Here is a 23,784-nt window from a genome sequence, read left to right on the forward strand (position 1 = left end):
CACGGGTCATTAACAGGAGAATCGAGATGTCTTCACTGCTTGCCAAATGTCAGACGCCGAACGCCGAGGGGCGTATTCAGCACGTGACGCCGGAAAATGCCGGTTGGCGCTATGTCGGCTTTGACGTTTACCGCCTGGCCGCCGGGCAGTCGCTGCAGCTGGAATGCGGCGACAAGGAACTGTGTCTGGTGCTGGTGGCCGGTATCGCCTCCGTCGCCACGCGGCGCGCCGAATACCCGCATATCGGCAAACGCATGAGCCCGTTCGAACGTACGCCGCCTTACGCGGTGTATGTGCCGCACCACGATCGCATCGACGTGCGGGCGGAAACCGATCTGGAGCTGGCGGTGTGCAGCGCGCCCGGCGGCGGCCACCTGCCTTCACGGCTGATCACGCCGGCGGATATCGGCGTGGAGCGGCGCGGCAAGGGGCGCAACCAGCGGCTGGTGCACAACATTCTGCCGGATAGCGAGCCGGCGGACAGTCTGCTGGTGGTGGAGGTTTACACCGACGAGGGCAACACCAGCTCCTACCCGAGCCACAAGCACGATCAAGAAGACTCGCCGGACGAAACCTATCTGGAAGAGACGTACTATCACCGCATTCAGCCGGAGCAAGGGTTCTGCATGCAGCGCGTCTATACCGACGACCGCACGCTCGACGAGTGCATGCCGGTCTACAATCGCGACGTGGTGAAAGTGCCGCGCGGTTATCACCCGGTGGCGACCCTGGCGGGTTACGACAACTATTACCTCAACGTGATGGCCGGGCCGGTGCGGCAGTGGAAGTTCACCTGGGAAAAAGACCACGCCTGGATTAACGGCGACGGCTACCCCGCCGCGCAATAGGCGCTTGAGGCCCGGCTTGCCGGGCTTTTTTGTCAGCTTTACTCGTCCCGGGCGTTATTCAGCGCCAGCGAGACCGCCAGCGTCTGCGCCAGGCACATCGAGGCCACCTGCGAACGGAACCCGTCCACCTGCGCTTCGCGCACCACGAAACAGACGTCGCTGAAGGCGGCCAGCGGGCTGACCTGGCTGTCGGTGATGGCGATCTGCTGCGCGCCGCGCTTGGCGCCCAATTCCACCAGTTCCACCGCCTCGCGGGCGTACGGCGAATAGCTGATGGCGATCACCACGTCCTTCGGTTTCACCATGCTCAGCTGTTCGGTGAACATCCCGCCCAGCCCGTCGATCAGAAACGCGCGGCGCTCCAGATGGCGCAGCGCATAGGTGAGGTAGGAAGCGACGCTGAACGAGCGGCGCAGGCCGATCACGTAGATGTTTTCGGCGTTATTGAGCAAATCGACGGCGCGTTCCAGCTGCTCGGGGGCGATCTGCATCGCCAACTGCTGCAGCGCCTGCGCGTTGACCATGGTGAATACGTTGAGAATCTCCGCCGGTTTCTCCGGCGCGACGTTGTCGTCGGTGGAGGTTTGGCGGAACAGGCGCGCGCGCTCGGTATAGTTCACCGTCTCTTCCATCAGATGCTGACGGAACACCTGCTTCATTTCGTTGAAGCCGCTGAAGCCGAAGGCGTTGGCGAAACGGATCAGCGTGGAGGGCGGCACGCTGGCCTGTGCGGCGATGGAGGCAACGGTATCGAAAGCGATGCTGTTACTGTTATCCAAAATGTAGCGCGCCACCTGCTTCAAACGCTTGCTCAGCGTTTCATAACGGTGGCGGATCTCGTCCTGTAACAGCGAAAGTTGAGTTGGGTTGTTCATCCATTCGGCTCGCAGTGGGGTGAAGGCGCATTGGCCTGACGCCTGAAATATTGACAGGGTATTTTAACAGACGGAGCGGAAATTTCATTTCCTCAAAAAGCGATTTATTCGATCGCACATTGCGCGACTTCACAGAAAATGGGCAAAAAAATCCCCTTAAAGCGGCGAAATGGCCTTAAGGGGACGTGAACTCGCGCTTGTTGTCAGTGCGCGCCGCCCGCCTGCGGACGGTACTGGCGCCAGAAACCGATCAGCGTCAGGTATTTTTGTTTCACCTGCTCGATCAAGGCCGCGTCGTCGATTTCCCCCTGTAGCCAGCGGCGTGAAGGTTGGCCGAAAATGGTGCGGCCGACGGCGAAGCCTTTCACCCAGCGGGCATCCGCGGCGGCGGCAAAGCCCGCCTTCAGCACCGCCTCCGGGGAGTCGAGCCCCAGGATCAGCACGCCGCGGCAGTCGGGATCGCAGGCGTCGATCAGCGCACCGACCCGCTGCCAGTTTTCCGCGCTCAGCGGCGGCAGTTTCCACCAGTCCGGCTGAATGCCCATGTGGTAGAAGTGTTCAATCATCTCCAGGTAATAGCGCTCGTCCTTGTCGGCGTTGCTGTCCGGCAGGATCACCTCCAGCAGCAGTTCGTGACCGGATTTGCAGCAGCCGCGGTAGACGTCGGCGATCAGCGCATCCTGTTCGCGGCGCAGTTCCGCCGCGTCGTGCGGGTGATAAAACACCAGGCACTTCACCACGTGCTCCTGCGGCCAGTCGATCAATTGCGAGCCGATATTGCCGTGCTCCAGGCGCAGCGGGCGCGAGCTGGGCAGCTCCACCGGCCGGCCGATCCACCATCCCTGGCCGGTGATCTCGTTCAGCGCCGCCTGCCCGTAGGTGGTGTCGGCCAGAATGCCGCTGTTGCCGTCGAGGCCGGCCTGAGCGGCAGCTTGTTGCGCCGCAGTGAGCAGCAGGGTCTTCAGACGCGGGATGCGTTCCTCGCCGACGCCGGCTTCGCGCGCCATGTCCGCCAACTGCTTGCGGTGATCGAAGGCGAACACGCACAGTTCCGGCCACTGTTGCTTGCGGGTGGTGACCCGGTGCAGGTGGTTCAGGCGCGCGTCGCGGTCCGGGCGCGTGACCTGTTGTTCACGCTGCAGGTAGTCGTCCAGCTCCCGTTTGGTCGGCATGGCCGGCGCGCAGCCGTGGCGCGAGACCACCAATGCGCCGCAGGCGTTGGCGTAGCGGCAGGCCTGATCCCAACCCTCATCGTTCAGATAGCCGCGCAGCAGACCGGACATAAAGGCGTCGCCGGCCCCCAGCACGTTCAGCACCTCCACCCGCACGCCGGCGTGCAGCTTCACCTGCGCCCAGTCGTCGGCGATGTCATCTTCGAACACCGAGCAGCCCTGCGCGCCGCGCTTGCACACCAGCGTGGCCGCAGTCGTCCGGCGCACGTTTTTCAGCGCCGTCAGCGTATCGGTGCTGCCGCCGGCGATATGAAATTCCTCTTCGGTGCCGACGATCAGATCGAATTGGTGCAGCACTTCCTGCAGCTCGCGGGTCACCTGTGCCGATTCCACAAAGCGGGTTTCGCCGTCGCCCAGCGACGTCAGCCCCCACAGCACCGGGCGATAATCGATGTCGAGCGCGGTGCGCAAACCGTGGCGGCGCGCGTATTCCAGCGCCTTCAACACGGCGGCGCGGGTGTTCGGGTGCGACAGGTGCGTGCCGGTGATGGCCAGCGCGCGCGCGCTGGCGATGTAGGTTTCGTCGATGTCGTCCGGCGTCAGCGCCATGTCCGCGCAGTTTTCGCGGTAGAAGATCAGCGGGAAGGTTTCCTGATCCTTGATGCCGAGGATCACCAGGCCGGTTAACCGATGTTTGTCGGTGATCAGACAGCGGGTATCGGCCCCGACGCGCTGCAGCTCTTCACGCAGAAAGCGGCCCATGTGTTCATCGCCGACGCGGGCCAGCATGCCGGATTTCAACCCCTGAATGGCGGTGCCGTAGGCCACGTTGCCGGAAGAGCCGCCGAGGTATTTGGCGAATGTGCCGGCGTCTTCCAGACGCGCGCCGATCTGCTGAGCATAGAAATCGACGGCGATGCGTCCGAGACAAATGACATCAAGCTGTTTTTCTTGTGTAGCCATACCCGTTTCCTTCTGTTTAAGCAAAACTCCGGCGGCGGCCCGAGCGTGGCGCCCTGCAGGAAGCATGGGAACAGTATGGGGAATGAAAATTTCAATTTCAATATGGAATGAAATTTACACCCCAAAAATGTGATGCGTTTAAAACATCGACGGAGGAGCGGAAAAAGCGGATTAAGTCGCCATGAGAGGGTGGCGGAGGGCGTGCGGCAAAGAGGCGCCGGGGAAGGATGAAAGACGGTCGCCCTGCGTGCTGATGGCGTTCCCCGGCCGGTGCGCGGCGCTAAGCCGGTAAAGGCCAAACCACGAGATGAAACGGGCTTTTCATCTAATATGCGATCTTTATCGCAAAATGAAATGTTTCTTCTGTAATGTGATTTTATGAAAAATATATTTGTTTATAATCGCTTCACGTTTCAGGTTGTCGACTTCGTGAGCAGCGGGCATCGCCTGCTCAAGATAATAGCTGCCGCCGCGTAACACAAACACGGGATTGTCGGCTCGGCGCGAGCCCTTTCCGGGGCGGCCCTCAATCTAAAGGGTGAGTAAATGGGCAAGATCAGGCTAACCATGGCGCAGGCGCTCGTCAGATTTCTCGATAACCAGTATCTGCTGGCCGACGGGGTGGAAACCAAATTCGTCGCGGGCATTTTCGCGATTTTCGGCCACGGCAACGTACTGGGGTTGGGGCAAGCGCTGGAACAGGATAGTGGCGATCTGCGGGTGCACCAGGGCCGTAACGAACAGGGGATGGCCCACGCGGCGATCGGCTTCGCCAAGCAGAAATTGCGCCGGCAGATTTACGCCTGCACCTCCTCGGTCGGCCCCGGCGCCGCCAATATGATCACCGCCGCGGCTACCGCCACCGCCAACCGCATCCCTTTATTGCTGCTGCCGGGCGACGTTTACGCTTCCCGCCAGCCGGATCCGGTGCTGCAGCAAATCGAACAGTCTTACGATCTCAGCATCAGCACCAACGACGCGTTCCGCGCGGTGAGCAAGTACTGGGACCGCATCGTGCGGCCGGAACAGCTGATGAGCGCCTGCATCAACGCGATGCGCGTGCTGACCGATCCGGCGGAAACCGGCGCGGTGACGCTGTGTCTGCCGCAGGACGTGCAGGGGGAAGCCTACGACTACCCCGACTATTTCTTCCAAAAACGCGTGCACCGGCTCGATCGCCGCCCGGCGACCGATGGCATGTTGGCGGACGCCTTGGCGCTGCTGACGGCCAAACGCAAACCGCTGCTGGTGTGCGGCGGCGGCGTGAAGTACTCGCAGGCCGGGCGGGCGCTGCGCGAATTCGCCGAGCGCTTCGGCATTCCGTTCGCCGAGACCCAGGCCGGCAAAGGCGCGGTGCCGAGCGATCATGAATTCAACCTCGGCGGCATCGGCGAAACCGGCTGCCTGGCGGCCAACACGCTGGCCCGACAGGCCGATCTGGTGATTGGCGTCGGCACCCGTTACACCGATTTCACCACCTCGTCCAAATGGCTGTTCCAACACCCGGACGTCAGCTTCCTCAATATCAACGTCAGCGCCTTTGACGCCGGCAAGCTCGACGGCGTGCAGGTGCTGGCGGACGCCCGCGAGGGCCTGAGCGAACTGAGCGCGCTGCTGGCGCAGGCTGATTATCGCGCCGGCTGGGGCGACGCCATCGCCGCGGCGCGCGGCGCCCAGCGTGAAGAGACCGAGCGGGTTTACGCGGTGGAATACAGCGGCGCAGGCTTTGTGCCGGAAATAGACGATCACCTCGATCGCGAACGGGTGTTCGCCGAATTTATCGCTCAGACCGACTCGGCGATGACGCAAAGCCGGGTGCTGGGGGTGCTGAACCGTGAGCTGCCGCCGGACAGCGTGATTGTCGCCGCCGCCGGCAGCCTGCCGGGCGACCTGCAGCGGGTGTGGCACAACCATGGCGAGCACGGTTACCACGTGGAATACGGCTACTCCTGCATGGGGTACGAGGTGAACGCCGCATTGGGGGTCAAGCTGGCCGAGCCGCAGCGCGAGGTGTACGCGATGGTGGGCGACGGCGCCTTCATGATGCTCCATTCCGAGCTGGTCACTTCGATTCAGGAAGGCTGCAAGATCAACGTGGTGCTGTTTGACAACATGACCAACGGCTGCATCAACAACCTGCAGATGGAACACGGCATGGACAGTTACACCACCGAATTCCGCTTCCGCAATCCAGAGGGCGGCAAGCTCGACGGCAAACTGGTGCCGGTCGATTTCGCCATGCTGGCGGCGGCTTACGGCTGCAAAACCTATCGCGTCACCACCGAGCAGCAGCTGCTCGACGCGCTGGCCGACGCCCGCAGGCAAACCGTGTCCACGCTGCTCGACATCAAAGTGCTGCCGAAGACCATGGTGCACAAGTACCTCAGCTGGTGGCGCGTGGGCGGCGCTCAGGTGGCCGACAGCGAGAAAATCGTCGCAGTGGCGCGCAAACTGCAGGAAAACATCGATAAGGCGCGCGATTACTGATTCGTTTTCGAACACAACACACTTTCCAGAGGGTAGCGAAAATGACTTTGAACATTGGGGTTATCGGCACCGGCGCCATCGGCCGCGATCATATCCGTCGCTGCAGCAAAGTTTTGCAGGGCGCCCGCGTCGTGGCGGTGAACGACATCAATCGCGACAACGCCGCCAAGGCGGTGAACGATCTGCAGCTGGATGCGCGGGTGTATGACAGCGGCCACGATCTGATCAAGGCCGCCGACGTGCAGGCGGTGCTGGTCACCTCCTGGGGGCCGAGTCACGAAGAATTCGTGCTGGCGGCCATCGCCGCCGGCAAACCGGTGTTCTGCGAGAAACCGCTGGCGGTGACCGCGCAGGGCTGCAAAAACATCGTCGATGCCGAAGCGAAGTACGGCAAGCGGCTGGTGCAGGTCGGCTTCATGCGCCCCTATGACCAGGGCTATCGCGCGCTGAAACAGGTGCTGACCAGCGGCCAGATCGGCGAACCGCTGATGTTGCACTGCGCGCACCGCAACCCGACGGTCGGCGAGGCTTACACCACCGATATGGCGATCACCGACACCCTGATCCACGAAATCGACGTGCTGCGCTGGCTGCTCGACGACGACTATGTGTCGGTGCAGGTGGTGTTCCCGCGCAAGAGCCCGAAGGCGTTCCCGCATCTGAAAGATCCGCAGATTGTGCTGTTCGAAACCGCCAAAGGCACCCGCATCGACGTCGAGATTTTCGTCAATTGCCAGTACGGCTACGACATTCAGTGTGAAGTGGTGGGGGAAACCGGCATCGCCAAACTGCCGGAGCCGTCCTCGGTGCAGCTGCGCAGCGGCGCCCGCCTGTCGACCGAAATCCTGACCGACTGGAAGGATCGCTTTATCGACGCCTATGACGTCGAGCTGCAGGGGTTCATCAACGACGTGGCCGCGGGCCAACTGACCGGGCCTTCCGCCTGGGACGGCTACGCCGCCGCCGTGACCGCCGACGCCTGCGTGGCGGCCCAGCTCAGCGGCGAGATCGTACCGGTGACCCTGCCGGCGCGCCCGGCGTTTTACAACAAGCCATCGGCTTGAACCCCGTACCCACGATTGCAGAGGAGTGACCATGAAGATCGCTTTTGATGTCGACGTTATCCGGGATTTGGGCGTGACCAAAATGGTTCAGCAGGTGGCGGACTGGGGCTATAAGTACATCGAGCAGTCGCCGCACCCGCAGATCAACCCGTTTTACAAGCATCCGAAGGCCAGCCGCGAAATCATGGCGGAGTATAAAAACGCCCTGAAAGCGACCGGCGTGGAAATATCCTCATTTATCGTGGTGTATCGCTGGTCCGGGCCGGGGGAAGATCGCCGCCAGGCGGCGGTCAAAAACTGGCGACGGATGATCGAAATCGCGGTGGAGATGGGCGTGCAGGTGATCAACACCGAGTTGGCCGGCAACCCCAACGAGCCGGAGATCTGCGAGGAGCTGTGGTATCGCTCGATGGAGGAGCTGCTGCCGATCGTCGAGCGTGAGGGCATCCGTATGGAGATCCAGTCGCATCCGTGGGACTTCTGTGAGCTGAGCAACGAAACCGCCGATCTGGTGAAATCGCTGCGCAGCGACCACGTCAAATACCTCTACAGCGTGCCGCACACCTTCTACTACGACAAGGGGCAGGGCGACGTGGCCGGCATGCTGAAGTACGCCGGGGACGATCTTTCCCACGTGCTGATCGCCGACACCATGAACCACACCAAGCACTGCCGCTATATCGTCAACCCGCCGGGCGTTGACGCCGCGGTGCACCAGCACGTCGGCATCGGCGAAGGCGAGGTGAATTTCGACGCCCTGTTCCAGACGCTGCGCGACATGGAATTCGCCAACCGCAGCTTCAAGGTCGGCGGCGAATCGATCATCTGCACCTCGCTGTTCGGCTATCCGGAAAAGATGCCGAGCCAGGCGGTGGCGACCAGAGAGCGCATCGAAAGAGAGCTGTTGGGCAACTAATCTTATTCGGCTCGCCGGCGGCGTTTGCACCGGCGGCCCTCCAAGGACCGAGGCAGACCATGAATAAAGACAACGTGAAATTGGCCATTGCGCCGATCGGCTGGACCAACGACGACATGCCCGATCTGGGCAAGGAAAATACCTTTCAGCAGTGCGTCAGCGAAATGGCGCTGGCCGGCTTCACCGGCAGCGAAGTGGGCAGCAAATACCCACGCGATCCGGCGGTGCTGAAACCGATGCTGGATATTCGCGGCATCCAGATCTGCAACGCCTGGTTCAGCACCTTTTTCGCCGACGGCCAAAAAGACAAAACCATCGATGAATTTATCAACCACATGAATTTCCTGCATGCCATGGGCGCCAGGGTGATCGGCTGTTCTGAACAGAGCAAGAGCATTCAGGGCACCACCAAAGGGGTGTTCGAAGAGAAGCCGTACTTCAGCGATGAAGAGTGGCGGCGGGTGGCCGACGGTTACAACGAGCTGGCGAAGATCGCCGCCGGCAAAGGCATGCAGGTGTGTCTGCACCACCACATGGGCACCGGCATTCAGACCACCGCCGAAATCGATCGCTACATGAGTATGGTCAACGACGACGTCTACCTGCTGTTCGATACCGGCCACGCCTACTATTCGGAAGGCAGCCAGCAGGCGATGATGGCGATCCTGGAGAAGTATCTGCCGCGCATCAACCACGTCCATCTAAAGGACGTGCGCGATGAGGTGGTGGCGGAAGTGAAGGCCAACAAGCTGAGCTTCCTCGACGGCGTGAAGAAGGGCACCTTCACCGTGCCGGGTGATGGCGTGATCGACTTCAGGCCGGTGTTCAAGCTGCTGGACGAGCGCGGTTACAAGGGATGGATGGTGGTGGAGGCCGAGCAGGATCCGGCGCTGGCCAACCCGTTCGAGTATGCGGTGAAAGCGCGCCGCTATATTCGGGAAACCGCCGGCATTTAAGCGGTAAGGGGCAATAAAGATCGAGGGGCGCCGCCAGCGCCCCTTTTTGATGGCGGCGCGTTAGCCGCCGAGCGTTCGCCAGGTGGCAACCTGGCTGCCTGGCCACGGTGTGGCGGCATACACGCCCCGGGCGATCGCCCGAGCCAGGGTGTCCGCCGCCAGCGCGCCGATTTGCAGTACCGCCAGTTCGCGGCTGCCCTGTACCTCGCGCAGCCCGGTGGACAGGGCGAACACCACGTCGCCGTCAAACGGGCTGTGCAGCGGGCGAATAGCGCGCGCCATGCCGTCTTGCGCCATGATGGCCACCCGTTTCAACTCCACGCGCGTCAGCGCCAGATCGGTGGCGATGCAGGCCAGGGTGGTGTTCTTTCTGCCGCCCTGCGGCTCTTGCACCATCCAGTCTTCGCCCTGAGCGCGCAGTTGCGCCAGCGCCGCCGCGCCGCCGTTGCCGAATTCACCGTCAATTTCATAGGGCGTCGCCCAGAAGGCGCGGGTGCCGGGCGCTACCACCGCACCCAGGCTGTTGACCGCCACCAGCGCGCCGACGGTAGCGCCGTTGGCGGCGACGATAGACGCCGAACCGAGGCCGCCTTTCAGCTTGCCCATGCCGGTCATGGCGCCGTAGCCGGCGCCGACGGTGCCCAGCGGAAAGTCCAATCCAGCCTTGCCGACCGCGTCGATGCCCAACTGGCGATACGGCGGCGTGAGCTGCCAGTTTTTGTCACCGCCGTTGGCCAGATCGTACAGGCAGGCGGTGGGCACGATCGGGGAGACCGGCACGCCGGGCGCTGGGCGCAGCGCGTAGCCTCGGCCCTGTTGCCCCAGCCAGGCCGCGACGCCGTCCGCCGCCGCCAGGCCGTAAACTGAACCGCCGCTGAACGTCAGCGCATCGATGGTTTGCACCAGATTGTCTTCGCCCAAGGCGTCGGTTTCCCGGGTGGCGGGGCCGCCGCCGCGCACGTCCACGGCGGCCATCGCCGGGCTGTCCGGCAGGATCACCGTTGCGCCGGTGCGCACCCGGCTGTCCTGCGCCACGCCGACCTTCAGGCCCGGCACATCGGTAATCAGGTTGCGGGCGCCAGGGCGCCCGGTGGCGGAAGTTGGCATAGCGGCACCTAATGGGGTGAGGGGAGAGAACATGCCGGCGGCGGCCGTCAAGCCGGCCAGCGCTTGTAAAAAGGTTCGGCGGTTGATGTTAAGGGGCCGGCGCAGCGGCCCCTGCGGGGGGATGAGATCACGCATCTGCGCGTGGCTGCCCAGAGCGCAGACGCGCCATATGGTAGGCATCGACCAGCACGCCGTCGCGCATGGCATAGGCGCGGCTGGTGCCCTCTATCTCAAAGCCGAATTTGCGGTACAGCGCGATGGCCGCCGGGTTATCGGTGAACACCGTCAGTTCGATGCGCTCGATGGCCGCCCAGTTGTCGCACAGGTCGAGCATCGCCTGCATCAGGCGGCTGCCGGCGCCTTTACCGTGGTAGCGCGGATCGACGCCGATGCCGAAGGTGGCGACGTGGCGGCGGCGAACGCGCTGATTCAGCATCACAACCAACTGGCCGGCAAGCTGCCCGTCGATGATGGCGGCCAGGTTATGCGTGCCCGGTTCGGGATTGGCGAGGCGCTTCTGCCAGGACTCGACGGACGGTAGCGGGAGCTGCAGCGTATCGCGGTAGACGGGCGTCTGAGAATAAAGATGATGCAGGGCCTGCGCATCCGTTGTTTCCACGTGGCGTATCACGATCTCGCTCATCTCGCTGCTCCTGTCGCTTACCGGTTGAATAACCTCTGAATTTATCCGTTTACTGCCTTGAGTCAATATTATTTAAACGGGTCAAAAAAAACGCTTTACAGGTGCGAATGATAATGATTATTATTGCGATGCGTTCCGGGGAGGGCATCAACCCTTGATACTCTCGCTGCGAAGGCACGACATTGCTCACATTGCTTCCAGTGTTTACTTAGCCAGCTCGGGTGCTGGCTTTTTTTTTTGCCATTTTTCAGCCGCTTCCGCCTTCAACAAATCCGCTGCCCATCCGCCGTTTCATTTCATCGAAATTTTTGAACAGAGGCATGAGTTTTTTACGCTTTCTTATTCTGCTGGCAGGACTAGACTGTAAAAAAACATTGAGGAGAGTTGAATATGATTTATGTACGTAAAGCGGAAGACCGCGGCCACGCCAATCATGGCTGGCTGGATAGCTGGCACACCTTCTCATTTGCCGATTACTACGATCCGAACTTTATGGGGTTCTCGGCGCTGCGGGTGATCAACGAAGATGTGATCGACGCAGGGCAGGGTTTCGGTACCCACCCGCATAAAGACATGGAAATCCTGACCTACGTGCTGAGCGGTACGGTGGAACACCAGGACAGCATGGGCAACAAGGAGCAGATCCAGGCCGGCGAATTCCAGATCATGAGTGCGGGCACCGGCGTGCGTCACTCCGAGTACAACGCCAATCAGGATCGTCCGTTGCACCTGTACCAGATTTGGATCATCCCGGATCAGGTCGGGCTGGAGCCGCGCTACGAACAGCGCATGTTCGACGCGCCGCAGGGCCGTCAGCTGGTGCTGTCGCCGGATGCGCGTGACGGCTCACTGAAAGTGTTCCAGGACATGACGCTGTCGCGTTGGGCGCTGAATAAAGGTGAGCAGGCGGAATACGCGATCGACGCCGGCCGCCGCATTTGGATCCAGGTGGTGCGCGGCAAGGTCTCGGTCAATGGCCAGGCCGCCGGCATCAGCGACGCGTTTGCGGTGTGGGATGAATCGGCGCTGACGATTCAGGCCGACGAAGAGAGCGAAATCCTGCTGTTCGATCTGCCGCCGGTGTGATTAAGCGGTAAATATCAAGGGCTCACGGTGTGAGCCCTTGAGGTGAGTGATTCGCCTGCCGACGTTGCCTGACTTAACGCCGGCAAAACATATAAAAATAAGGAAAATCAATTTATTGATTTTCGGCTGCTCGTCACAAAGGGGGAGAAACCACGCTTTTTCCCCCTTTGTCTGCGTATGAAGGGCTCACGGTGTGAGCCCTTTTTGCGTTGGCCGTCGCATAACCGACAATATCGGCGCGCCGTTTTTTTTGCTAAAATGACTGCCCATTCACGGTTAGTCAGTTCATTGATAATGAAGAAAAAACGGCCGGTACTCCAGGATGTGGCAGACAAGGTGGGCGTGACCAAGATGACGGTGAGCCGTTATCTGCGCAATCCCGACCAGGTTTCCGCCGCCCTGCAGCAAAAAATCGCCGTCGCGCTGGATGAGCTGGGCTACATCCCCAACCGCGCGCCGGACATTCTCTCCAACGCCACCAGCCGGGCGATTGGCGTGCTGTTGCCGTCGCTGACCAACCAGGTGTTCGCCGAAGTGCTGCGCGGCATCGAAAGCGTGACCGACGCGCACAACTACCAGACCATGCTGGCGCACTACGGCTATCTGCCGGAGCGTGAAGAAGAGCGTCTGACCTCGCTGCTGTCTTACAATATCGACGGTTTGATCCTGTCCGAGCGCCACCACACGCCGCGCACCCTGAAGATGATCGAGGTGGCGGGCATTCCGGTGGTAGAGCTGATGGACTGCGTCTCGCCGTGCATCGATCTGGCGGTGGGCTTCAACAACTTCGAGGCGGCGCGCCAGATGACGCAGCAAATCATCGCGCACGGCCACCGTCACGTGGTCTACTTCGGCGCCCGTCAGGATGAACGTACCATCATCAAACAACAGGGGTATGAGCAGGCGATGCGTGAATCCGGCCTGGAGCCGTACAGCATCATGACCGCGCGGTCTTCCTCCTACTCCGCCGGCGGTGAGCTGCTGCGCCAGGCGCAGCGCGATTATCCGCAGATCGACAGTATCTTCTGCACCAACGATGACCTGGCGATCGGCGCGGCCTTCGAGTGCCAGCGACAGGGGCTGTCGATCCCGCAGGACATGGCGATCGCCGGTTTCCACGGCCATGACATCGGTCAGGTGATGGTGCCGAAACTGGCCAGCGTGCTGACCCCGCGCGAACGCATGGGGCAGATCGGCGCAGAGCGCCTGCTGGCCCGGCTGCGCGGCGAAACGGTGTGCCCGCGCATGGTGGACGTCGGTTTCACCGTGATCCCCGGCGGCAGCATCTGAGCCATTTTAACGTTCTGTTTTAACACCCTTTCTTTTTTCAGCGCGTCCTGAGGCGCGCTGGTTATCCCGCCTGTAAGCCCGCCGCTCGTTGCCGACATAAGTTTGATCTCTGTCCCAGAACGCGAATTTTAGCCGCTTACCCGGTTCCGAGGATTATGTTGTTACCGGTATCATGATACCGGTAACAACGAGCGGACGGTCATCTTGCTGCAAGACTGAACCTCTGAATCAACAACACCTACAGCTCTTCTTAAACACCGGGAAAGAGCCTAAAAATAAAACAACCGCACGCTTTACGCCTATCGTAAAGAGAGTCGCGATAAAAGGTTGGAGAAAAACTATGCCATTAGTGATTGTTGCAGGCGGCGTAGCGCTGCTGCTGCTGCTGATGATCCGCTTCAAGCTGAACGGCTTTATCTCTCTGGTTCTGGTTGCTCTGGCGGTCGGGATTGCACAGGGGATGCCGGTCGATAAGGTCATCGGCTCCATCAAGGCCGGCGTGGGCGGCACGCTGGGCAGCCTGGCGCTGATCATGGGCTTCGGCGCCATGCTCGGCAAGCTGCTGGCGGACTGCGGCGGCGCACAGCGCATCGCCACCACGCTGATCGACAAGTTCGGCAGAAAACACATTCAATGGGCGGTGGTGCTGACCGGTTTCACCGTCGGCTTCGCGCTGTTCTACGAAGTGGGCTTCGTGCTGTTGCTGCCGCTGGTGTTCACCATCGCCGCCTCCGCGCGCATTCCGCTGCTGTACGTCGGCGTGCCGATGGCCGCCGCGCTGTCGGTGACTCACGGCTTCCTGCCGCCGCACCCGGGCCCGACCGCCATCGCCACCATCTTCCATGCCGACATGGGTAAAACCCTGTTGTACGGCACGCTGCTGGCGATCCCGACGGTGATCCTGGCCGGCCCGGTCTATGCCCGCTTCCTGAAAGGCATCGACAAGCCGGTGCCGGAAGGCCTGTACAACCCGAAAACCTTTACCGACGCGGAGATGCCGAGCTTTGGCGTCAGCGTCGCCACGTCGCTGGTGCCGGTGATCCTGATGGCGCTGCGCGCGGTCGCTGAAATGGTGCTGCCGAAGGGCCACAGCCTGCTGCGCTTCGCCGAGTTCTTCGGTGACCCGGTGATGGCGACCCTGATCGCCGTGCTGATCGCTATCTTCACCTTCGGCCTGAACCGCGGCCGCACCATGGATGAAGTGATGGGCACCATCACCGATTCGATTAAAATCATCGCCATGATGCTGTTGATCATCGGCGGCGGCGGCGCCTTCAAGCAGGTACTGGTGGACAGCGGCGTCGAGAAGTACATCGCCGGTCTGATGGAAGGCAGCAACGTTTCGCCGATCCTGATGGCCTGGTCGATCGCCGCCGCGCTGCGTCTGGCGCTGGGTTCCGCCACCGTGGCGGCAATCACCGCCGGCGGCATCGTGGCGCCGCTGATCGCCACTACCGGCGTCAGCCCTGAGCTGATGGTGATTGCGGTCGGTTCCGGCAGCGTTATCTTCTCGCACGTCAACGATCCGGGTTTCTGGCTGTTCAAGGAGTACTTCAACCTGAGCATCATGGAAACCATCAAATCCTGGTCGGTGCTGGAAACCATCATCTCGGTGTGCGGCCTGGTGGGCTGCCTGCTGCTGGCGACGGTCGTATAATCTTTATCCGGCGCCCTGCGGGGCGTCGGCGTTCCAAAGTATCTTTATCAGTCGGGACGCATTTGGCGCGTTTGCGCCAGTTCCCATAAGGGCATGACACAATGAGCAATCCGCAGAATCACGTATTTATCCTGATGGGCGTGTCCGGCAGCGGCAAATCCGCCGTAGCCAGCGCCGTCGCCCGCGAGGCCGATGCCGCCATGCTGGACGGCGATTATCTGCATCCGCGCGCCAACATCAACAAGATGGCTGCCGGGCATGCGCTGGACGACAACGATCGCGCCCCGTGGCTGGCGGCCTTGAACGACGCCATCTTCGCCATGCAACGCACCAATCCCGTGTCGCTGCTGGTCTGCTCGGCGCTGAAGAAAAGCTATCGCGACCGCCTGCGCGAAGGGAATAGCAACCTGCATTTCCTCTACCTGAAAGGCGACAAGGCGGTGATCGAGGAGCGCCTGAAGCAGCGCAAAGGTCACTTCTTCAAACCGCAGATGCTGGTTTCGCAGTTCGCCACGTTGGAAGAGCCGGGCGAGCAGGAGCCGGATGTGCAAGCGATCGACATCAACCAGCCGCTGGACGGCGTGGTCGCCGATACGCTCGCCTATATTCGCCGCGTTACCGCCCGCTGAGCGCGGGCCGTTGTCGGCGCCGCCAGGCGCCTACAGCTTCATGTAAGCCCGCACGCCGTCCAGGAACATCTGGGTCGACAGCATCACCAGAATCAGCCCCATCAACCGCTCCAGCGCGCTGACGCCTTTGCTGCCCAGCAGGCGCAGGAACAGGTTCGACATCAGCAAAATGGCCGCAGAGAGGCCCCAGGCGATCAACAGCGCCGCCACCAGATGGGGCAGTTGATGCGGATACTGGTGCGACAGCAGCATCAATGCAGCCAGAATCGACGGCCCGGCCACCAGCGGGATCGCCAGCGGCACCAGGAACGGCTCCTCGCCGGCGGACAGCCCGGAGCTGTTTCCTTCCTGCGAGGGGAAAATCATCTTGATGGCGATCAGAAACAGGATGATGCCGCCGGAAATGGAGACGGTTTCGGTGCGCAGGTTGAGGAACGCCAGAATTTTCTCGCCGGCGAACAGGAAGATCAGCATCAGCAGCAGGGCGATCAGCAGCTCGCGAATCAACACCACGCGGCGGCGGCGCGGTTCCAGGTGCTTGAGCACCGACATGAAAATCGGCAGGTTGCCCAGCGGATCCATAATTAAAAACAGCAATACCGTAGCGGAAATCATCTCTGTCATGGTGACCTCGTGATCGGGAAAACGCCTCGGCCTTTTCGGCCGCGTCCTTGCCTATACCCTATGGATTTCAAATTGCAGCTAGGCGCCCAGCGATCGCATCCCCAGGAGCTTACTCAAGTAAGTGACTGGGGTATGACAAATCTGCCGGGAGCAGATTTGAACGCTGCTCGCAGCGGCCCCTTGGGGCGTGGCCCACGGATGGGCCACGTAACTACGTGCAGGTAACAACGCTGCAGTTTGAAAGACGACGGGTACATAAGAAGGATTGCTGAGAAATCCCCAGCCATCGAATAAATTCACTTTGCGCCCGCGCCGACATTTTGTAAGGTGAGGAGATATTGCACACAACTCGTTATCACCTAATAAGCCCTTATCCGGGCGGGACACAGATATTATGAAAAACGTTGGTTTCATCGGTTGGCGCGGAATGGTCGGCTCAGTTCTCATGCAACGCATGACGGAAGAGCGCGATTTCGACGCCATTCGCCCGGTCTTTTTCTCCACCTCGCAGCACGGTTCTGCCGCGCCGGCCTTCGGCGGCCAGCAGGGCACGCTGCAGGATGCCTATGACATCGACGCCCTGAGCGCGCTCGATATCATTATTACCTGTCAGGGCGGCGATTATACCAACGAAGTTTATCCTAAGCTGCGCGCCAGCGGTTGGCAGGGTTACTGGATCGACGCGGCCTCGTCGCTGCGCATGCAGGATGACGCCATCATCATCCTGGATCCGGTCAACCACGCGGTGATTCAGCAGGGCCTGGACAAAGGCATCAAAACCTTCGTCGGCGGCAACTGCACCGTCAGCCTGATGCTGATGTCCCTCGGCGGCCTGTTCGCCAACGATCTGGTTGAGTGGGCGTCGGTTGCCACCTACCAGGCGGCCTCCGGCGGCGGCGCGCGCCACATGCGCGAACTGCTGACCCAAATGGGCATGCTGCACGCCGACGTGGCGAAAGAGCTGCAGGATCCGGCTTCCGCCATTCTGGATATCGAGCGCAAGGTGACCGAGGCGACCCGCAGCGGCAAACTGCCGACCGACAACTTCGGCGTGCCGCTGGCCGGCAGCCTGATCCCGTGGATCGACAAGCAGCTCGACAACGGCCAGAGCCGCGAAGAGTGGAAAGGCCAGGCGGAGACCAACAAGATCCTCAACACCGGCAGCGTGATCCCGGTCGACGGTCTGTGCGTGCGCGTGGGCGCGCTGCGCTGCCACAGCCAGGCGTTCACCCTGAAGCTGAAAAAAGACGTGTCGCTGCCGGAAATCGAGCAGATGCTGGCGACGCACAACGACTGGGTGCGCGTGATCCCGAACGACCGCGAGCTGACCATGCGCGAACTGACGCCAGCGGCGGTGACCGGCACGCTGAATACGCCGGTCGGCCGTCTGCGCAAGCTGAATATGGGGCCGGAGTACCTGTCGGCGTTCACCGTGGGCGACCAACTGCTGTGGGGCGCGGCCGAGCCGCTGCGCCGCATGCTGCGCATCCTGCTGTAAACCCATACTTCCTGGGGGCTGAGCGCTTTCAGCCCCCTAACGCCTTATTTTCCGATTTTTTGTTCGCTGCGCGCCGCGTCGGGCAGCGTTATCGCAAGCCTCGTTTCATTGGGCTGTATCCCGCATCTCTTCTCGTCGGCCGCCGCATGCAGATGCCGTCAGGCTGGCAGTTTTCTTAATGAAGAATTTTCCTCACCAATGCCGAGCAGTTTTTAACAGACATTGGCTATGCTTAACGCAGGGGTGAACACTTTTTCACCATGACTGAAATATTTCAAAAAATAAGCATAAAGAGCGAAATTCAGGTCGGCAGAGTAAAGATTGGTCAATAACCGACCGCAATCACGCTTTAGAGTCCGAATGCATTGCATGATGACCAAAACGGCCAAGGAATAACCAACAAGCCGTGCTTAGATCATGCTGTTAATCTAAGGAAGAAGACTATGCCTGTACTTCCCGATCGTGACGTGATTGATCAGATCATCTCCGGCCATTACGCCGATCCCTTTGCTCTGCTTGGCATGCATGCGACCGATAACGGTCTGCAAGTGCGCGCGCTGCTGCCGGACGCCGGCGCAGTCTGGCTGGTGGAACAGCAAACCGGCCGGCGACTGGTGCAGCTGAACTGCGACGATCCGCGCGGTTTCTTCAGCGCCGTGGTGCCGCGGCGAAAAAATCCTTTCCGCTATCAGCTGCAGGTCAGCTGGCGCGATCATCAACAGATCGTCGACGATCCCTACCGGTTCGGCCCGCTGCTGCAGGATATCGACAGCTGGTTATTGGCCGAAGGCACGCACCTGCGCCCCTATGAACGGCTGGGCGCTCACCTCGTCACGCTGGATGGCGTCGACGGCGTCAGCTTTGCGGTCTGGGCGCCCAACGCGCAGCGCGTCTCGGTGGTGGGGGAATTCAACTTCTGGGACGGCCGCCGTCATCCGATGCGTCTGCGGCGTGAGAACGGCATCTGGGAGCTGTTCTTGCCCGGCGTGCGGGCCGGGCAGCTGTACAAATATGAAATCGTCGATTGCTATGGCAATACCCAACTGAAAGCCGATCCTTACGCCTTTGAGGCGCAGATGCGCCCGGATACCGCCTCGCTGGTGGCGCCGCTGCCGGAGGTGGTGCCGTCGACGCCGGCGCGCCGCCGCGCCAACGATTTTGACCAGCCGATCGCCATTTACGAGGTGCATCTCGGCTCATGGCGCCGCCACACCGATAACCACTTTTGGCTCAGCTACGGTGAACTGGCGGTGCAGCTGATCGACTATGTGAAGGACATGGGATTCACCCATATCGAGCTGCTGCCGGTCAACGAGCACCCGTTCGACGGCAGCTGGGGCTACCAGCCGCTGGGGCTGTATGCACCGACCCGGCGCTTCGGCACGCCGGCCGACTTCAGGGCGTTTGTGGCGGCGGCGCATGAGGCGGGCATCAACATGATCCTCGACTGGGTGCCTGGGCACTTCCCCAGCGACGCCTACGGCCTGGCGAATTTCGACGGCACTGCGCTGTACGAATACGCCGATCCGCGCGAGGGCTACCATCAGGACTGGAATACGCTGATCTACAACTACGGTCGCCACGAGGTGCGCAACTACCTGGCGGGCAACGCGCTGTATTGGCTGGAGCGCTTCGGCATCGATGCGCTGCGGGTGGATGCGGTGGCGTCGATGATCTATCGCGACTACAGCCGCGCCGACGGCGAGTGGGTGCCGAATTACTACGGCGGCAATGAGAATCTGGAGGCCATCGCCTTCCTGCGTTATACCAACCAGACTATCGGCCAGGCGCAGCCGGGCGCGGTGACGCTGGCGGAGGAGTCCACCGACTATCCAGGCGTCACCCTGCCGCCGGACGCCAACGGCCTTGGGTTCCACTACAAATGGAATCTCGGCTGGATGCACGACACGCTCAATTATATGAAGTGCGATCCGGTGCACCGCAAGTATCACCACAACCAGATGACCTTCGGCATGCTGTACGCCTATACCGAGAACTTCGTGTTGCCTATCTCGCACGATGAAGTGGTGCACGGCAAAAAATCGGTCCTCGACCGTATGCCGGGCGACGCCTGGCAAAAATTCGCCAACCTGCGCGCCTATTACGGCTTTATGTGGGCGCATCCGGGCAAGAAGCTGCTGTTTATGGGCTGCGAATTCGCACAGGGGCGCGAGTGGAATTTCGATACCAGCCTCGACTGGCATTTATTGGAAGGGTTGGATAACTGGCATAACGGCGTGCAGCGGCTGGTGCGCGATCTGAACCACTGCTACCGGCAGCAGGCGCCGCTGTACGAGCGCGACTACCGGCCGGACGGCTTCGAGTGGCTGGTGGTCGACGATCACGACAACTCGGTGTTCGCCTTCGCGCGCTACGATTCGCAGGGCAATGAGCTGATCGCCATCAGCAACTTTACCCCGGTGCCGCGCTACCGCTACCGCATCGGCCTCTCGCGCGCCGGTGACTACCGCGAGATCCTCAATACCGATTCGCACCACTATCACGGCAGCAACGCCGGCAATCAGGGGCGGGTCTCTTCCGAAGCGGTCGGCAGCCACGGCCGTGACTTCTCCATCTGCGTAACGCTGCCGCCGCTGGCGACCATTTATCTGCTGCGGGAGGCGCCATGACGGAGCTGATAGCCGGCCTCGCCGCGCCGCTGGGTGCGCATTACGACGGTGAAGGCATCAACTTTACCCTGTACTCGGCGCACGCCGAGCGGGTGGAGCTGTGCCTGTTCGACGGCCAACAGCGCGAAGTGCGCCTGCCGTTGCCGGCGCGCAGCGGCGATATCTGGCATGGCTATTTGCCGGGCGGCAGGCCGGGGCAACGTTACGGCTACCGGGTCTACGGCCCGTTTGACCCGGCGAACGGACAGCGTTTCAACCCCAACAAGCTGGCGCTCGATCCGGCCGCGCGCGCGGTGGAAGGGCCGGTGGCGGACCACCCGCATCTGCACGGCGGTTACGATCAGCCTGACCCGCACGACAGTGCGGAGCTGATGCCGAAGTGTGTGGTGGTGGACGGACAATATGATTGGCAGGACGATCGCCCGCCCGCCACGCCCTGGGGGCAGACGGTGATTTACGAAGCGCACGTGCGCGGCCTGACGCTGCTGCACCCGCAGATCCCGCCGACGCTGCGCGGCAGTTTCGCCGCACTGGGGCACCCGGCGATGATCGCCCACTTCAAACGCCTCGGCATCACCGCGCTGGAACTGCTGCCGGTGCAGCAACATACCTCCGAACCGCGCCTGCAGCGGTTGGGGCTGATCAACTATTGGGGCTATAACGTGCTGGCGCCCTATGCGCCGGACAACCGTTACGCCAGCCTGAGCACCGACGCCACGCCGCTGAACGAATTCCGCGATGCGGTCAAGGCGCTGCACAAAGCCGGCATCGAGGTGATCCTCGACGTGGTGTTCAACCACAGCGCCGAGCTGGATAGGGACGGGCCGATGCTGTCGCTGAGCGGCATCGATAATCTGAGCTACTACTGGCTGACGCCCGAAGGGGACTATGTCAACGACACCGGCTGCGGCAACACGCTGCGATTGGATCAGCCGCAGGGCGTGGCCTGGGTGATGGATTGCCTGCGTTTTTGGGTGCGGGAGTGCCACGTCGACGGCTTCCGCTTCGATCTGGGCAGCGTGCTCGGCCGCACGCCGGGGTTCGATCGCGATGCGCCGCTGTTCCAGGCGATGCTGGCGGACGATGTGCTGTCGCGCTGCAAGCTGATCGCCGAACCCTGGGACGTTGGCCCCGGCGGCTATCAGGTGGGGGCGTTTCCCGGCCGCTTCGCCGAATGGAACGACCATTACCGCGACGACATGCGTCGTTTCTGGCTGCAGAGCGGCGTGTCGCTCGGCCAGTTCGCCCGGCGTTTTGCCGCCTCCAGCGATCTGTACAACCAGCGCGGGCGGGCGCCTTACGCCACCGTCAACATGCTGACCGCGCATGACGGTTTTACCCTGCAAGACGTGGTCAGCTTCAACGAGAAACACAACCAGCCGAACGGCGAAGGCAACCGCGACGGCAGCGATCGCAATTTCAGCAACAACCACGGCGTGGAAGGCCTGGTCGCCGACGACGCCATTGTGCAACGCCGCAGGGCCAGCCAGCGGGCGATGCTCGCCACGCTGTTGCTGTCCCAGGGAACGCCGATGCTGCTGGCCGGCGATGAACAGGGACACAGCCAGCAGGGGAACAACAATGCCTATTGTCAGGACAACGCCACCACCTGGCTCGATTGGGCCACGGCGGACGACGCGCTGACCGATTACGTCGCGGCGCTGATCGCGCTGCGCCACCAGATCCCCGCGCTGCAGCAGGATCGCTGGTGGCAGCAGGACGACGGCAGCGTGCAGTGGCTGAACGCGCAAGGGCAGGCGCTCGACGCGCAGCAGTGGGAGCAGGGCGAGCCGCTCATGCAGATCCTGCTGTCGCAGCGCTGGCTGCTGCTGATCAACGCCACGCCGCAAACGACGGAGATGAGGTTGCCGGAAGGCGATTGGCAGGTTGTCGCCCCGTTCACTCAGGAAGACTCACGGGCGGTATTGCCCGCCTGGCACCAGGCCGCGCGCTCGCTTTGCGTACTGGTACGGAAATAATAAAAGGAGTCCGCTATGGTTAGGTTTGAAAATAAAGACCCCCTGATGTTGGCGCGCCAGCTGCCGATTAAATCCGTAGCGCTGATCCTGGCCGGCGGCCGCGGCTCACGTCTGAAAGATTTGACCTCCACCCGCGCCAAGCCCGCCGTCCACTTTGGCGGCAAATTCCGCATCATCGACTTCGCCTTGTCGAACTGCCTGAACTCCGGCATCCGCCGCATCGGCGTGATCACCCAATACCAGTCGCACACGCTGGTGCAGCACATTCAGCGCGGCTGGTCGTTCCTCAACGAGGAGATGAATGAGTTCGTCGATCTGCTGCCGGCCCAGCAGCGCCTCAGCACCGAGCATTGGTACAAGGGCACCGCCGATGCGGTGTACCAGAACCTGGATATCATCCGCCGCTACGAGGCCGAATACGTGGTGATCCTGGCGGGCGATCACATCTACAAGATGGATTATTCGCGCATGCTGATCGATCACGTCGAGAAGGGCGCTCAGTGCACCGTGGCCTGCCTGCCGGTGCCGCGCAGCGAAGCCGGCGAATTCGGCGTGATGAAGGTGGATGAAAGCGACCGCATCATCGAGTTTCTGGAAAAGCCCGCCGATCCGCCGGCGATGCCGGGCAACCCGGATATGTCGCTGGCCAGCATGGGCATCTATATTTTTAATGCCGCCTACCTGTTCCAACTGCTGGAAGAGGATATGTCGACCCCTGGCTCCAGCCACGATTTCGGCAAGGATCTGATCCCGAAAATCACCGCGCAGCAGGCGGCGTGGGCGCATCCGTTTACCTTGTCCTGCGTGACATCCAACCCCGATCTGCCGCCGTACTGGCGCGACGTGGGCACGCTGGACGCCTACTGGCGCGCCAACCTCGATCTGGCGTCGGTGACGCCGGAGCTGGACATGTACGACCGCGCCTGGCCGATTCGCACCCACATGGAACCGCTGCCGCCGGCCAAGTTCGTGCAGGATCGTTCCGGTAGCCATGGCATGACCATGAATTCGCTGGTGTCCGGCGGTTGCATCGTGTCCGGGTCGGTGGTGGTGCATTCGGTGCTGTTCCCGCGGGTGCGAGTGAACTCGTTTTGCACCATCGACTCTACCGTATTGTTGCCGGACGTGAACGTCGGCCGTTCCTGCCGCCTGCGGCGCTGCATCATCGACCGCGCCTGCCACATTCCGGAGGGCATGGTGATCGGGGAAAACGCCGATGAGGACAGCAAGCGTTTCTATCGCTCGGAAGGCGGCATCGTGCTGGTGACGCGCGAAATGTTGTCAAAATTGTGAGTTAACGTGGGGGGCAGAACGATAGCCTGCCGCCCGATGAACGGTTCGATGGCTTGCGCAACGCGGC

At 61.7% G+C, this 23,784-nt stretch carries 18 protein-coding genes; 13 read left to right on the forward strand and 5 right to left on the reverse strand.

Translation table 11 applies throughout. From position 1 onward, the window contains the following. The first annotated feature begins 26 nt into the window (after positions 1-26). Entirely contained in the window at positions 27-848 is an 822-nt protein-coding gene (gene iolB / locus ACSBQV_RS21800) for a 5-deoxy-glucuronate isomerase (protein WP_033645320.1), read from the forward strand. 38 nt (positions 849-886) lie between these two features. On the opposite strand, the gene ACSBQV_RS21805 is transcribed toward iolB, so the two are convergent. Together ACSBQV_RS21805 and ACSBQV_RS21810 are read right to left on the reverse strand one after the other, a co-directional pair. Next, positions 887-1,723 carry a MurR/RpiR family transcriptional regulator gene (locus tag ACSBQV_RS21805; protein ID WP_099784935.1) on the reverse strand — a complete coding sequence of 279 codons (837 nt, stop codon included), beginning with the start codon at positions 1,721-1,723 and terminating at the stop codon, positions 887-889. Between the two features lie 203 nt (positions 1,724-1,926). Next, entirely contained in the window at positions 1,927-3,858 is a 1,932-nt protein-coding gene (locus ACSBQV_RS21810) for a bifunctional 5-dehydro-2-deoxygluconokinase/5-dehydro-2-deoxyphosphogluconate aldolase (RefSeq protein ID WP_099784937.1), read from the reverse strand. Positions 3,859-4,404: 546 nt separating this feature from the next. Here ACSBQV_RS21810 and iolD point away from each other — a divergent pair. The 4 genes from iolD to iolE are packed head-to-tail and all read left to right on the forward strand — an operon-like array spanning position 4,405 to position 9,281. Then, positions 4,405-6,345 (forward strand): 3D-(3,5/4)-trihydroxycyclohexane-1,2-dione acylhydrolase (decyclizing), encoded by a 1,941-nt coding sequence (iolD, locus tag ACSBQV_RS21815; RefSeq protein WP_033651763.1) that lies wholly within the window; start codon positions 4,405-4,407, stop codon positions 6,343-6,345. A 41-nt stretch (positions 6,346-6,386) separates the two neighbouring features. Beyond that, on the forward strand, positions 6,387-7,409 hold the full coding sequence (locus ACSBQV_RS21820; RefSeq protein WP_047026504.1) for a Gfo/Idh/MocA family protein: 1,023 nt from the start codon (positions 6,387-6,389) through the stop codon (positions 7,407-7,409). Positions 7,410-7,440: 31 nt separating this feature from the next. Beyond that, complete coding sequence (locus ACSBQV_RS21825) at positions 7,441-8,325, forward strand: sugar phosphate isomerase/epimerase family protein (protein ID WP_033645316.1); 885 nt, start codon at positions 7,441-7,443, stop codon at positions 8,323-8,325. Positions 8,326-8,384: 59 nt separating this feature from the next. Continuing rightward, positions 8,385-9,281, forward strand: coding sequence for a myo-inosose-2 dehydratase (gene iolE / locus ACSBQV_RS21830; protein ID WP_033645315.1), 897 nt, complete (start codon positions 8,385-8,387; stop codon positions 9,279-9,281). A gap of 60 nt (positions 9,282-9,341) precedes the next feature. Here the strand turns inward: iolE and ACSBQV_RS21835 are convergent, their stop codons facing one another. Continuing rightward, entirely contained in the window at positions 9,342-10,523 is a 1,182-nt protein-coding gene (locus ACSBQV_RS21835; RefSeq protein WP_047573413.1) for a P1 family peptidase, read from the reverse strand. Further along, the gene (locus ACSBQV_RS21840; protein WP_099784939.1) at positions 10,516-11,031 is read right to left on the reverse strand and encodes a GNAT family N-acetyltransferase; all 516 of its coding nucleotides are present in this window, start codon (positions 11,029-11,031) and stop codon (positions 10,516-10,518) included. The genes ACSBQV_RS21835 and ACSBQV_RS21840 overlap by 8 nt, the downstream gene beginning before the upstream one ends. 390 nt (positions 11,032-11,421) lie before the next feature. Between ACSBQV_RS21840 and ACSBQV_RS21845 the strand changes: the two genes are divergently transcribed. From ACSBQV_RS21845 to gntK, 4 genes are all read left to right on the forward strand, one after another. Further along, on the forward strand, positions 11,422-12,117 hold the full coding sequence (locus tag ACSBQV_RS21845; protein ID WP_033651758.1) for a pirin family protein: 696 nt from the start codon (positions 11,422-11,424) through the stop codon (positions 12,115-12,117). A 294-nt stretch (positions 12,118-12,411) separates the two neighbouring features. Next, a complete protein-coding gene (gntR, locus tag ACSBQV_RS21850) occupies positions 12,412-13,407 on the forward strand; it encodes a gluconate operon transcriptional repressor GntR (RefSeq protein ID WP_004930833.1) in 996 nt (331 codons plus the stop codon). Between the two features lie 340 nt (positions 13,408-13,747). Further along, a complete protein-coding gene (gene gntT, locus ACSBQV_RS21855) occupies positions 13,748-15,064 on the forward strand; it encodes a gluconate transporter (RefSeq protein WP_004930830.1) in 1,317 nt (438 codons plus the stop codon). 101 nt (positions 15,065-15,165) lie between these two features. Further along, positions 15,166-15,693, forward strand: coding sequence for a gluconokinase (gene gntK, locus ACSBQV_RS21860; protein WP_046687937.1), 528 nt, complete (start codon positions 15,166-15,168; stop codon positions 15,691-15,693). A gap of 30 nt (positions 15,694-15,723) precedes the next feature. On the opposite strand, the gene ACSBQV_RS21865 is transcribed toward gntK, so the two are convergent. Continuing rightward, complete coding sequence (locus ACSBQV_RS21865) at positions 15,724-16,317, reverse strand: YhgN family NAAT transporter (protein ID WP_025159894.1); 594 nt, start codon at positions 16,315-16,317, stop codon at positions 15,724-15,726. 394 nt (positions 16,318-16,711) lie between these two features. Between ACSBQV_RS21865 and asd the strand changes: the two genes are divergently transcribed. The 4 genes from asd to glgC all read left to right on the forward strand — a co-directional run bounded on the left by asd (position 16,712) and on the right by glgC (position 23,717). Further along, the gene (gene asd, locus ACSBQV_RS21870; protein WP_016930397.1) at positions 16,712-17,815 is read left to right on the forward strand and encodes an aspartate-semialdehyde dehydrogenase; all 1,104 of its coding nucleotides are present in this window, start codon (positions 16,712-16,714) and stop codon (positions 17,813-17,815) included. A gap of 443 nt (positions 17,816-18,258) precedes the next feature. Continuing rightward, positions 18,259-20,445, forward strand: a complete 2,187-nt coding sequence (gene glgB, locus ACSBQV_RS21875) for a 1,4-alpha-glucan branching enzyme (RefSeq protein ID WP_099784941.1) — start codon at positions 18,259-18,261, stop codon at positions 20,443-20,445. Continuing rightward, positions 20,442-22,424, forward strand: a complete 1,983-nt coding sequence (glgX, locus tag ACSBQV_RS21880) for a glycogen debranching protein GlgX (protein WP_099784943.1) — start codon at positions 20,442-20,444, stop codon at positions 22,422-22,424. Before glgB ends, glgX begins: the two co-directional genes overlap by 4 nt. Positions 22,425-22,439: 15 nt before the next feature. Continuing rightward, complete coding sequence (glgC, locus tag ACSBQV_RS21885) at positions 22,440-23,717, forward strand: glucose-1-phosphate adenylyltransferase (protein WP_004930810.1); 1,278 nt, start codon at positions 22,440-22,442, stop codon at positions 23,715-23,717. The last annotated feature ends 67 nt before the right edge of the window (positions 23,718-23,784 follow it).

It is taken from the genome of Serratia sp. B501 (assembly GCF_051172315.1).
Taxonomy (GTDB): Bacteria; Pseudomonadota; Gammaproteobacteria; order Enterobacterales; family Enterobacteriaceae; genus Serratia; species Serratia ureilytica.

Bases quoted from the DNA above. Each gene is read 5' to 3' on its own strand.
- iolB (WP_033645320.1), top strand. From the start codon at position 27: ATGTCTTCACTGCTTGCCAAATGTCAGACGCCGAACGCCGAGGGGCGT.
- ACSBQV_RS21805 (WP_099784935.1), bottom strand. From the start codon at position 1,723: ATGAACAACCCAACTCAACTTTCGCTGTTACAGGACGAGATCCGCCAC.
- ACSBQV_RS21810 (WP_099784937.1), bottom strand. From the start codon at position 3,858: ATGGCTACACAAGAAAAACAGCTTGATGTCATTTGTCTCGGACGCATC.
- iolD (WP_033651763.1), top strand. From the start codon at position 4,405: ATGGGCAAGATCAGGCTAACCATGGCGCAGGCGCTCGTCAGATTTCTC.
- ACSBQV_RS21820 (WP_047026504.1), top strand. From the start codon at position 6,387: ATGACTTTGAACATTGGGGTTATCGGCACCGGCGCCATCGGCCGCGAT.
- ACSBQV_RS21825 (WP_033645316.1), top strand. From the start codon at position 7,441: ATGAAGATCGCTTTTGATGTCGACGTTATCCGGGATTTGGGCGTGACC.
- iolE (WP_033645315.1), top strand. From the start codon at position 8,385: ATGAATAAAGACAACGTGAAATTGGCCATTGCGCCGATCGGCTGGACC.
- ACSBQV_RS21835 (WP_047573413.1), bottom strand. From the start codon at position 10,523: ATGCGTGATCTCATCCCCCCGCAGGGGCCGCTGCGCCGGCCCCTTAAC.
- ACSBQV_RS21840 (WP_099784939.1), bottom strand. From the start codon at position 11,031: ATGAGCGAGATCGTGATACGCCACGTGGAAACAACGGATGCGCAGGCC.
- ACSBQV_RS21845 (WP_033651758.1), top strand. From the start codon at position 11,422: ATGATTTATGTACGTAAAGCGGAAGACCGCGGCCACGCCAATCATGGC.
- gntR (WP_004930833.1), top strand. From the start codon at position 12,412: ATGAAGAAAAAACGGCCGGTACTCCAGGATGTGGCAGACAAGGTGGGC.
- gntT (WP_004930830.1), top strand. From the start codon at position 13,748: ATGCCATTAGTGATTGTTGCAGGCGGCGTAGCGCTGCTGCTGCTGCTG.
- gntK (WP_046687937.1), top strand. From the start codon at position 15,166: ATGAGCAATCCGCAGAATCACGTATTTATCCTGATGGGCGTGTCCGGC.
- ACSBQV_RS21865 (WP_025159894.1), bottom strand. From the start codon at position 16,317: ATGACAGAGATGATTTCCGCTACGGTATTGCTGTTTTTAATTATGGAT.
- asd (WP_016930397.1), top strand. From the start codon at position 16,712: ATGAAAAACGTTGGTTTCATCGGTTGGCGCGGAATGGTCGGCTCAGTT.
- glgB (WP_099784941.1), top strand. From the start codon at position 18,259: ATGCCTGTACTTCCCGATCGTGACGTGATTGATCAGATCATCTCCGGC.
- glgX (WP_099784943.1), top strand. From the start codon at position 20,442: ATGACGGAGCTGATAGCCGGCCTCGCCGCGCCGCTGGGTGCGCATTAC.
- glgC (WP_004930810.1), top strand. From the start codon at position 22,440: ATGGTTAGGTTTGAAAATAAAGACCCCCTGATGTTGGCGCGCCAGCTG.